General features: G+C 25.8%; 7 protein-coding genes. 6 read left to right on the forward strand and 1 reads right to left on the reverse strand.

Features of this window, described 5'->3' with window-relative positions; translation table 11 throughout:
- Nucleotides 1–647, forward strand: a 647-nt coding sequence (locus AB0T67_RS12040) for a hypothetical protein (protein WP_369220517.1), incomplete at its 5' end; no start/stop codon positions are given.
- A 236-nt stretch (nucleotides 648–883) separates the two neighbouring features.
- Here the strand turns inward: AB0T67_RS12040 and AB0T67_RS12045 are convergent.
- Nucleotides 884–1,384, reverse strand: coding sequence for a hypothetical protein (locus tag AB0T67_RS12045; protein ID WP_369220518.1), 501 nt, complete (start codon nucleotides 1,382–1,384; stop codon nucleotides 884–886).
- A gap of 4,348 nt (nucleotides 1,385–5,732) precedes the next feature.
- Between AB0T67_RS12045 and AB0T67_RS12050 the strand changes: the two genes are divergently transcribed.
- The 5 genes from AB0T67_RS12050 (at nucleotide 5,733) to AB0T67_RS12070 (ending at nucleotide 11,413) form a co-directional block, all read left to right on the forward strand.
- Nucleotides 5,733–6,689: a hypothetical protein gene (locus AB0T67_RS12050; protein WP_369220519.1), complete on the forward strand. Its 957-nt coding sequence runs from the start codon at nucleotides 5,733–5,735 to the stop codon at nucleotides 6,687–6,689.
- Between the two features lie 210 nt (nucleotides 6,690–6,899).
- The gene (locus AB0T67_RS12055) at nucleotides 6,900–7,904 is read left to right on the forward strand and encodes an IS30 family transposase (RefSeq protein WP_369220208.1); all 1,005 of its coding nucleotides are present in this window, start codon (nucleotides 6,900–6,902) and stop codon (nucleotides 7,902–7,904) included.
- 60 nt (nucleotides 7,905–7,964) lie between these two features.
- The gene (locus AB0T67_RS12060) at nucleotides 7,965–8,777 is read left to right on the forward strand and encodes a hypothetical protein (protein WP_369220520.1); all 813 of its coding nucleotides are present in this window, start codon (nucleotides 7,965–7,967) and stop codon (nucleotides 8,775–8,777) included.
- Between the two features lie 729 nt (nucleotides 8,778–9,506).
- On the forward strand, nucleotides 9,507–10,454 hold the full coding sequence (locus tag AB0T67_RS12065; protein WP_369220521.1) for a CNNM domain-containing protein: 948 nt from the start codon (nucleotides 9,507–9,509) through the stop codon (nucleotides 10,452–10,454).
- A 71-nt stretch (nucleotides 10,455–10,525) separates the two neighbouring features.
- Nucleotides 10,526–11,413 carry a bestrophin family protein gene (locus AB0T67_RS12070; protein ID WP_369220522.1) on the forward strand — a complete coding sequence of 296 codons (888 nt, stop codon included), beginning with the start codon at nucleotides 10,526–10,528 and terminating at the stop codon, nucleotides 11,411–11,413.
- Nucleotides 11,414–11,924 lie beyond the last annotated feature (511 nt).

Raw genomic sequence — 11,924 nt, forward strand, 5'->3', positions numbered from 1 at the left:
AAAAACGTTGTAGCACATTTGACCAAAAACCAATGAACATAGTTAAAAAAAATAGAGATTTTAACAAACCAATAAAATGGAATGGTGACTTAAAAAACGATTGCATAGCGAAATGGTCAGGTCTAATATTACGTGCTGAATGGATGGACGAAAATTATTGGTGGTGGTGTGTTTACGATATACTTAATAAAGAAAACCAAATTGATAGTTCTAATGAATATGATAAACGAATTATTTGCGGAGAGAAAGCAAGAGGAAAAGTTGAACAAATTGCTCGAAACTATCTAAAAGAGGAGTTGATTAATAAACTGAAAAAAGGTGAAGAAGAAGCAGATATAGACAAATTAATTGTGGATTTAAAACTTATTGGAATCTCGCCAATGCATTCTATTCTTACTTTAATAAAAGATTTCGGATTTAACCATAAAGAAGCAAAAAACAAGGTATTTAATTCACCTATTTGGAAAGGATTAAGAGAACAATCTGAAATGTTGACACAAGCCTTTTTGAATGTTGGAGTAGAAAATTCTGATGAAGTGGAAATCGTTGATGGACAAGTAGCTTCAATAACTTTTGATTTGACAAAAGACGATACTAAAAAAGAAAAACAAACTTTTTGGAAAAGAATAAAAACGAAATTTAAATAATAAAAACGTACTACAACACCGTATATAATTTATTGCTAGTACTAACCTACTTACGAAAATCCTTAGGGGATTTTCTATTCCGCTTTTATTTACTAAATTAGGTGCTTGAAATACGCAACAAATAATATACAAAAACGTTGGGCAACATAACCGATAATAATTTATAAATTATGAGTGAAGAAAAAGAAAAACCTAAAGGCTTAAAACCAAAATCTAGACCTAAAATAACATCTAGCCTAACAACTTTGAGTGCAGACATAAGCAAACAAAATAAAAAAAACAACAAGAAATAGAATAAAGCAATATATTGAGTTTTTATATCTTTTTACCATTTTAGTTATAAGCGTTTTATTTATATCCATTGAATCTTCATAACTTAATATAGTAGATATTAGATACTCCTTTTCAAGACCTTCCCCTTTGAATGAATCAAAATATTCTAAAAAAAAACGAGAAGGGGAAGCTCCTATTATTTCTCTATTATTTGGAAAAATATTACGTCTAATGAATAATATACTAATAACGCCTCCAACTAATAAAACAATATACTCGTAATCTTGAGTAATTATTTTAGAGAAAGAAAAAGTTATTAAGGTTATATAAATACCAAGTAAAACGAAAGACCTATTTATGTTTCTATTTACTGAATTTAATATCTCTGTGAAATGTTTATTTGCCTCATTAAAAATGAATTCTAAAGAGTTCTTTGTTTGATTTTCTATATTTATTTCTTTCATTTTTTTTTGTAAATTTAAGTTAATATTCTGAATTAAAAAACGTTGCCCAACAACATATATAATTTATTGCTAGTGCTAGCCTACTTACGAAAATCCTTAGGGGATTTTCTATTTCGTTTTTATTTAATATATTTAGTGCTTTAAAAACGCAACAAACCATATACAAACCGTTGCCAAAAACTCAGAAAAATAAAATGCTGAAAACCAATATTACGGAATAAAAAAGTCAAATTGACATTTTACTTAAATTTAATAATTTAGAATTTATTGAAAAACCCGAAGTTTATAAAATTGAAAATAAATATCGCGGAATTTAAAACGTAGAATTAAAGTTTTACTCAAATTGAATAGTTTAGAAAATATTGAAAATTTAGAGGATTATAAAAACTGAAATAAATATCGCGGAATTAAAACGTGGAATTAAAATTTCACTTAAATTGAATCATTTAAAAATATTGAAAATTTAGAGTTTTATAAAAACTGAAAATAAATATTACGGAATTAAAAAATGCTGAATTAAAGTTTACTTAAATTCAATAATTTAGAAAATATTGAAAATTTAGAATTTAAACAAAAAATCGCATTTGGCAACAACATATATAATTCATTGCTCGTTTATTTTCCTTCGGAAAATACTCACAAATGTAGATGTTTGAGTTTTTTAAACTATATTAGTAACTTGAAACACGCAACAAATCATATATAAAACCGTTGCCAAAAACTCAGAAAAATAAAATGCTGAAAACCAATATTACGGAATAAAAAAGTCGAATTGACATTTTACTTAAATTTAATAATTTAGAATTTATTGAAAAACCCGAAGTTTATAAAATTGAAAATAAATATCGCGGAATTTAAAACGTAGAATTAAAGTTTTACTCAAATTGAATAGTTTAGAAAATATTGAAAATTTAGAGGATTATAAAAACTGAAATAAATATCGCGGAATTAAAAACGTGGAATTGAAATTTCACTTAAATTGAATAATTTAAAAATATTGAAAATTTAGAGGATTATAAAAACTGAAATAAATATCGCGGAATTAAAACATGGAATTAAAATTTCACTTAAATTGAATCATTTAAAAAGATTGAAAATTTAGAGTTTTATAAAAACTGAAAATAAATATCGCGGAATTAAAAAATGCTGAATTAAGTTTTGCTAAAATTCAATAATTTAGAAAATATTTAAAGTTTAGAATTTAAACAAAAAATCGCATTTGGCAACAACATATATAATTCATTGCTCGTTTATTTTCCTTCGGAAAATACTCGCAAACGTAGATGTTTGAGTTTTTTAAACTATATTAGTAACTTGAAACACGCAACAAATCATATATAAAAACGTTGCCAAAAACTCGGAAAAATAAAATGCTGAAAACCAATATTACGGAATAAAAAAGTCGAATTGACATTTTACTTAAATTGAATAATTTAGAATTTATTGAAAAACCCGAAGTTTATAAAATTGAAAATAAATATCGCGGAATTTAAAACGTAAAATTAAAGTTTTACTCAAATTGAATAGTTTAGAAAATATTGAAAAATTAGAAGTTTATAAAAAACTGAAAATAAATATCGCGGAATTTAAAACGTAGAATTAAAGTTTTACTCAAATTGAATAGTTTAGAAAATATTGAAAAATTAGAGTTTTATAATTTTATAAAAACTGAAATAAATATCGCGAAATTAAAACGTGGAATTGAAATTTCACTTAAATTGAATAATTTAAAAATATTGAAAATTTAGAGGATTATAAAAACTGAAAATAAATATTACGGAATAAAAAAATGCTGAATTAAAGTTTACTTAAATTCAATAATTTAGAAAATATTGAAAGTTTAGAATTTAAACAAAAAATCGCATTTGGCAACAACATATATAATTCATTGCTCATTTATTTTCCTGCGGAAAATACTCGCAAATGTAGATGTTTGAGTTTTTTAAACTATATTAGTAACTTGAAACACGCAACAAACCATATATAAAACCGTTGCCAAAAACTCCGAAAAATAAAACGCTGAAAACCAATATTACCGAATAAAAAACGTAGAATTAAAGTTTTATTTAAATTGAATAATCTAAAAAATATTGAAAATTTAGAATTTATAAAAACTGAAACAAATATTACGGAATTAAAAACGTGGAATTAAAGTTTTACTCAAATTTAATAATTTAGAAAATATTGAAAATTTAGAATCTTATAAAAACTGAAACAAATATTACGGAATTAAAAACGTGGAATTAAAGTTTTGCTCAAATTTAATAATTTAAAAATATTGAAAATTTAGAGTTTTATAAAACAATAAATATCACAGAAATTAAAACGTAGAATTGAAGTTTTAATCAAATTTAATAATTTAGAAAATATAGAGTTTTATAAAAAATGAAGACAAATATCGCGGAATTAAAAAATGCTGAATTAAGTTTTGCTAAAATTCAATAATTTAGAAAATATTTAAAGTTTAGAATTTAAACAAAAAGTCGCATTTGGCAACAACGTGCATAGTTCATTGCTTGTTGATTTTCTTGCAGAAAATCCTCGCGCACATTCAAGTTTCAGTTTTTTAAACTATATTAGTGCTATAATTCCGCAACGAAACCATGCACAAAAACGTTGCAAGTAATGGCGGAATTTCAGCCTGAAATTCCTAATTAGTGATTTATCTTTTCTAGAAATTAATATTGAATAATATTGCGCTGGAAAAATTGAAAATGACTTCTAATCTATTTTTATAAAATCAATCCTAAAAAGAGAAAAACAGAATTTAACGCTGAAAAATAAAGCGTGAATAAATAAGCGGAAATTAATTAAAGCGGAGTTTTAAGTAGAAACGTCAAAAAAGCAGAAGTTAACGCTGAAAATAAATCGTGAATAAATAGGCGGAAATTAATTAAAGTGGAATTTTAAGCAGAAACGTAAAAAAAAAAGAGAAATAAAACGGAAAAATTGAAAATTAAGAAATGAAAAATATAGTTAGAAAATCACTACTTGCAACACCGTATATAATTTATTGCTAGTTTTTAAATATTTATGAAAATATTTTTTTAAATTTTATATTTCGCTTTTTTTTACTAAATTAGTTGCTCGAAATACGCAACAAATAATATACAAAAACGTTGTGTCTAATGGCGGAATTTCCTCAGAAATTCCTAATCAGTATTTTATAACCGAAAAATTAAGCTGACACAAACTCTAGACAAAAAACACTAAAAACTGAAAAAGACTTCTACTCTATTAAAATAAAAAATTGAAACGTGAAAAAATCAGCGCAGAAATAATTATTTTAATAAAATAGCTGAATACAAGTAGAAACGTAAAAAACTCAGAAAATCGGCGGAATTAAGCTCTGAAGTGCAAATTAAAAAGTAATTATGAAAATTCATAAATAAATTGAAAAATTTAAGCTTTTAATAAAATGAATGAATTGAAAGTTGAAACGTAAAAAAATCGGCTGAATTAAAATCTGAAATCAAAAAAGCTCATTAAAATGAAAATGAAATTATAAATAAATTGAAAAATTTGAATTTCTAATAAAATTAATGAACTAAAATGCAAAAACCACTAAACACAACAACGTATATAATTTATTGCTAGTTTTTAAATATTTATGAAAAGCTTTTTTAAAATTTTATATTTCGCTTTTATTAACTAAATTAGTTGCTCGAAATACGCAACAAATAATATACAAAAACGTTGCCAAAAACTCGGAAAAATAAAACGCTGAAAACCAATATTTCCGAATAAAAAACGTAGAATTAAAGTTTTACTTAAATTGAATAATCTAAAAAATATTGAAAATTTAGAATCTTATAAAAACTGAAACAAATATTACGGAATTAAAAACGTGGAATTAAAGTTTTGCTCGAATTGAATAATTTAGAAAATATTGAAAATTTAGAGTTTTATGAAAAATGAAAACAAATATCACGGAATTAAAAAATACTAAATTAAGTTTTGCTAAAATTCAATAATTTAGAAAATATTGAAAATTTAGAGTTTTATAAAAAATGAAAAGAAATATCGCGGAATTAAAAAATGCTGAATTAAGTTTTGCTAAAATTCAATAATTTAGAAAATATTAAAAATTTAGAGTTTTATAAAAAATGAAAACAAATATCGCGGAATTAAAAAATACTGAATTAAGTTTTGCTAAAATTCAATAATTTAGAAAATATTGAAAGTTTAGAATTTAAACAAAAAGTCGCATTTGGCAACAACGTGCATAATTCATTGCTTGTTGATTTTCTTTCAGAAAATCCTCGCGCATGTTCAAGTTTTAGTTTTTTAAACTATATTAGTGCTGTAATTCCGCAACGAAACCATGCACAAAACCGTTGTGCATAATATGAACAAACCCGATTACTTTTGGAAAAATTTTCGACTTGGAACAGAAGTACAAGTTGCAGGAACTCATATTTACAATGCAATATATTTTTTAGATAAACTCGAATATCTAAGAAATGAGGAAGATATTTTTGAATTTCTTTATAATGTTTCTGTTGGTATTGAGAGAATTCAAAAAATAGCCATAATACTATTAGAACATAACGAAAATGTAGATCAAGAAAAATTTGAAAAAGATTTAATAACACATAATCACCTTGAATTATTAAATCGAATCAAAAAAGAAAAAGAAATTAATTTCGGAAAAACTCACAAGAAATTCCTGAATTTAACTTCTGACTTTTATAATTCTTATCGCTATCAAAGATTTAATAAATCATCTGTTTACGAGAAAAACTCTGACAAACATAAATTTTTAGAATTTATTATTACGGAACTAAAATTAGAAGTTAATAAAGACTATGAATATATAGAAAACACTAAACAAGTTAAAAAATTTCTTGGAAAGTGTGTAAGTAAAATAGTTTGTGATTTTTACACTATTGTTAGGGAAAGAGCATTCGAAATCGGAACATTTACTTATGAAATAAGATATGAGTCAAAAGCGTTTAAAATATTCACTGCTAAACAGTACACATTTGAGAATGAGAATAACTTAAAAAGAGAGATAATCATTAGTTTAATTAATGAAAAAGGATTGAAAGATGATTTTACAGATTATATCAAATCTATTACACCTTTAAACTTTGAAAATCATAATTCTAGTTACTACATAAAGCATCTATTCAATGACATTAATGATTTTAGTGCAATTAATGATTATGAATATCTAATAGACGACAAACAAATTCCTAAAGAAAGGAATGAACTTATTAAAGAAATTGGAAATAGTCATCATTTACAAAGTGACTTTCCAGAAAGTAATTTCTTAGAAGATATTTTAGATGAAGAAGAATAAAATACTATGCACAACACCGTATATAATTTATTGCTGGCTTCTCGCCTACTTACGAAAGTCCTCGCGGACTTTCTTGGTCGGTAATTATTTACTAAATTAGTTGCTTAAACTACGCAACAAACCATATACAAACACGTTGGCAATAATAGAAAAATACCGAGCTCCATTCAATAACTTAACGCAACAAATCTAAAATTATAGATTTGTAAAATGGAAATAAAAAAGCATAGACGTTTAACTCTAAAAGAAAGAGTTATTATTCAGACTCTTTTAAATGAAAAAAAGTCTAAATCTTATATCGCTAAAACATTAAAAAGAGCACGTTCAACAATCTTTAGAGAAGTCTCTAAATGGGTACAAAATAAAGAAGATAAATATGATGCTGAATTAGCACATTGGAACGCTAAAGATGATTATGTGAACAAAAGAAACCTTGATAAAATAAGCACCTATTCCCTACTCAAATTTTTTGTTTATAAAGGACTTTTATCTAACTGGACTCCTGAACAAATTTCAGGAAGACTCAAAGAGTTATATCCAAACAACCCAATAATGTCTATTTCACATGAAGCTATCTATAGACACATTTACACCAGACCACAAGCTAGTTTAAATAAAAAATTAATAAAACTTCTAGTTCGTAAAAAAACAAGGCGGAGACCTCATAAAAAAAAACGTGGTGGTGGCTCTAAAATAATCAATCAAGTTAGTATTGACAACAGACCTAAGCATATTGAACTTAGAGATGAAGTTGGACATTGGGAAGGTGACTTAATCATTGGAAAAGACCATAAAAGTGCTATCGGAACAATTGTTGAACGCAAAACAAGGTTCACTTTAATCATCAAACTAAAATCGAAAAAAGCGATGGAAGTTGCCAATCAGTTTAGTAAAATATTGAATAAATTAAATCCTATTTATAAAAAATCAATGACATATGACAACGGAATTGAAATGGCAAGGCATCAAAAAATAACACAAAAAACAGGTATGAAAATTTACTTTGCACATCCATATTCTTCGTGGGAAAGAGGCACCAATGAAAACACAAATGGACTCATTAGACGATATCTGCCTAAGGGTACTAATTTTAATGAAATTAGCCAAAATCAACTACAAATTATTCAACAAAAATTAAACAATAGACCTCGGAAAATTATAGCGTACAAAACTCCTAAAGAAATGATGGATATTGAAATAAAAAACATAGCTTAGTACCATCAAAAATTAACAACGCTTTGTTGCGTTAGAACATTGAATCCAAGCGATACAGAAATGAAAAAAATACTGATAATTTTACTTTTTACATATTTTAATATTAACGCTCAAAACGAAAATCAGAAGAAAAAAGAGTTAATAATTAAGAACAATATCAGTGAAATATTAACTTATCAATACAATCAAAATGGAGATAGTATTCAAACAGGAATTGATATTTATGACAAAAAAGGAAATCACATAGAAGATTTAAGACTAAAAAGTGGAAAAGTTGTTTTTAAGTACTTGATTGAATACAATGAAAAAAACTTAATGACAAAACAAACTGGCTATAAAGAAAATGGAGAAATTTCTTCTATTTTATTATATGAATATGACGATAATGGAAATCAAACTTCTTACAAACAGGTAAAGGAAAATGGAGAAATATTAGGACATCAAAAAAGGAAATATAATTCTAAAAATCAAAATACTGAACTATACAATTTTAATAAAAAAAATAATGATTTCTTTTTAAGTTACAAATTTTTCTACAATAACGAAAATCAATATGATTATACAGAAAGTTATAATTCAACTGGTAAATTAATTAACAAATCTGAATACGAATATGAAGATGGGAATTTGATTAAATTAATTAGTAAATCAAAAAAAAAGTATAAAACTTCATATGAATATGATCAAAAAAGTCGTCTAATTAAGAAAAATCGTAATAGAAAAAGAACAGTAATTCTGAATGGGAAGAAAATAATTTTAAAAAAATGGAATGAAAAATTTGAGTATGATTTTGAAGACAACATAATCTCAAAAATTTCTTCAGGAAACGGAATAAATTTTATAATTGAAAAATATTTTTATAAAAAACATTAGAAATCCTGAACAAACAAAAGAAACTACTATTGCCAACACCGTATATAATTTATTGCTGGCTTCTCGCTCACTTACGAAAGTCCTCGCGGACTTTCTTAGTCGGTAATTATTTACTAAATTAGTTGCTTAAACCACGCAACAAATCATATACAAATCCGTTGCCAAAAACTCCGAAAAATAAAACGCTGAAAACAATATTACCGAATAAAAAACGTAGAATTAAAGTTTTATTTAAATTGAATAATCTAAAAAATATTGAAAATTTAGAATCTTATAAAAACTGAAACAAATATTACGGAATTAAAAACGTGGAATTAAAGTTTTACTCAAATTGAATAATTTAGAAAATATTGAAAATTTAGAATCTTATAAAAACTGAAACAAATATTACGGAATTAAAAACGTGGAATTAAAGTTTTGCTCAAATTAAATAATTTAAAAAATATTGAAAATTTAGAGTTTTATAAAAAATGAAAACAAATATCGCGGAATTAAAAAATGCTGAATTAAGTTTTGCTAAAATTCAATAATTTAGAAAATATTTAAAGTTTAGAATTTAAACAAAAAGTCGCATTTGGCAACAACGTGCATAATTCATTGCTTGTTGATTTTCTTTCAGAAAATCCTCGCGCATGTTCAAGTTTTAGTTTTTTAAACTATATTAGTACTGTAATTCCGCAACGAAACCATGCACAAAACCGTTGTGTGTAATGCCAAACAAAAATCAAAATGACGATATTTATAATTAGTTTATTAGTTGTAATTACAGTTTCATTTCTATGTTCATTAACAGAAGCAGTTCTTTTAAGTTTAAACAGCGTTAAAATTGAAACAGACAAACAAAAAGGCCTAAAATACGCCATAACTCTTGACAAGTTGAAGGGTAATATTAACAAACCAATTGCTGCTATATTGATTTTAAATACAATTGCACATACAGGAGGTGCAACAATTGCTGGGAGCGCATTTGACAAAATATATGGAGTCGAAAACATTTGGGTGTTTTCTGTAGTTTTTACAATTGTTGTACTATTCGGAACAGAAATTCTTCCTAAAGTTATTGGTGTCACCAATTCAGAAAGTCTATCCAAGCATATTGCACAACCCTTAAATATTACAATAAAAATATTATCGCCTCTGATTTTCATCACTGAACAGTTTAATAGACTGATATTAAAAAATAAAGAAAAAACAACTAAATATACTTTAGAAGATATTCAAACGATTGTTAAAACCTCCCAAGTAGAAAACCTTATTAATAAAGAACAAGAAGACATAATTATTAAAACGACTAAACTGAAAAGCAGAAAAATCGAAGAGATAATACTCACTCTTTCTAAAGTAATTTATTTCCGTCAAGACATTGGAATCGATGAATGTTTTGAACTAGCTGAAAAGCACTTACACACAAGATATCCTGTAAGTAAGACGAATTTACCGCAAGATATATTTGGATATATAAACCTAAAGGAAATCGCTTTACAACGCGATAAAATCATATCTGATGACCTATCTATATTCATAAGACCTATTCTTATAGTGAAAAATACAGATAGCATCATACATGTTTTAAAAGAACTAAACTCAAAAAAAGATCACATAGCAATTGTAGAATGTGATAAAAATGGATTTATTGGAATGGTTACTTTAGAAGATATTGTTGCAGAAATAGTATGAGAAAAAGTAGATGTATTCGATAATTAATAACTAAATACTACTCACAACTCCGTGTAATAAAAATCAAAAAAATGATATTAGAAAAAAGAATACCTTTTAAATATTGGTTTAATCTTATAAAATGGGAATTTATTACGATTTCTTTGCTATCAACAGGAATTTATTTTTTGTCAGAAAAATATATTGATTTCATAATTCCCACGGCATTACCTGGGTTTTTAGGAACTTCTATAGCCTTACTTCTATCATTCAAGTTAAGTCAATCGTATGATAGATGGTGGGAGGCTAGAAAAATATGGGGAAGTATTGTCAACGACTCAAGAAGTCTTGTTTTGCAATTACTTAAATTTTCGGATAAAAAAGCAATTGATATTGTAAAGAAAATTGGGCTAAGACAAATTGCATGGTGCTATTCTCTAGCGTTTACTTTAAGAAACCAAAATAATCTATCATATTTAAATAAATTTATTTCTCTAAAAGAGGTGGAATCTTTAAAACATTATAAAAATCTACCGCTTGGAATTCTAAACCAACATAATGAGAACTTTAGGAAATTATACAAAGAAAAATACATAACTGATTTTCAACATATACAATTGGATGATACCATTATTAGACTTTGTGATTCTATGGGGAAATTGGAGCGAATAAAGAAAACTATTTTTCCAAAAACTTATAGAATAGTCTTAAGGTTTTTTATTTATCTTTTTTTAATAATTCTTTCAATTTCACTAACTGCAATGGATAGTTGGATTGAAATACCTTTAATAGTTGCAATTTCTACACCCTTTTTCTTACTTGAAAGGATTTCCAATAATATGCAAAATCCTTTTGAGAACAAACCAACAGATACACCAATGCTAGCAATTTGCCAAACAAACGAAGTAAATATTAAACAACTGATAAACGATAAGAATTTGCCAAAAGAGGAAGAAGCATCAGGTTTTTACTTGATTTAAAAAACACTACACACAACAACGTGTATAATTAATTGCTACGGAATTTCCTCGCAGGAAATTCACTTGAATTAATTACATTTGGGTACGTTGGAAAATCACAACTGATTTTCCGCAACTAACCATACACAAACCGTTGCAAATAATGGCGGAATTTCAGCCTGAAATTCCTAATTAGTGATTTATCTTTTCTAGAAATTAATATTGAATAATATTGCGCTGGAAAAATTAAAAATGACTACTACTCTATTTTTAGAAAAGAAATCCTAAAAAAGAGAAAAAACAGAATTGAACGCTGAAAAAATGAAGCGTGAATAAATCGGTAAAAATTAATTAAAGCGGAATTTTAAGCTGAAGCGTGAAAAAAAGCAGAATTGAACGCTGAAAATAAATCGGGAATAAATAGGCAGAAATTAATTATGGCGGAGTTTTAAGCAGAAACGTAAAAAAGAAAGAGAAATAAAACGGAAAAATTGAAAATTAAGAAATGAGAAATTTAGTTAGAAAATCACTA

Origin of the sequence: Tenacibaculum salmonis, from assembly GCF_041053065.1 — a bacterium.
Taxonomy (GTDB): Bacteria; Bacteroidota; Bacteroidia; order Flavobacteriales; family Flavobacteriaceae; genus Polaribacter; species Polaribacter pacificus_A.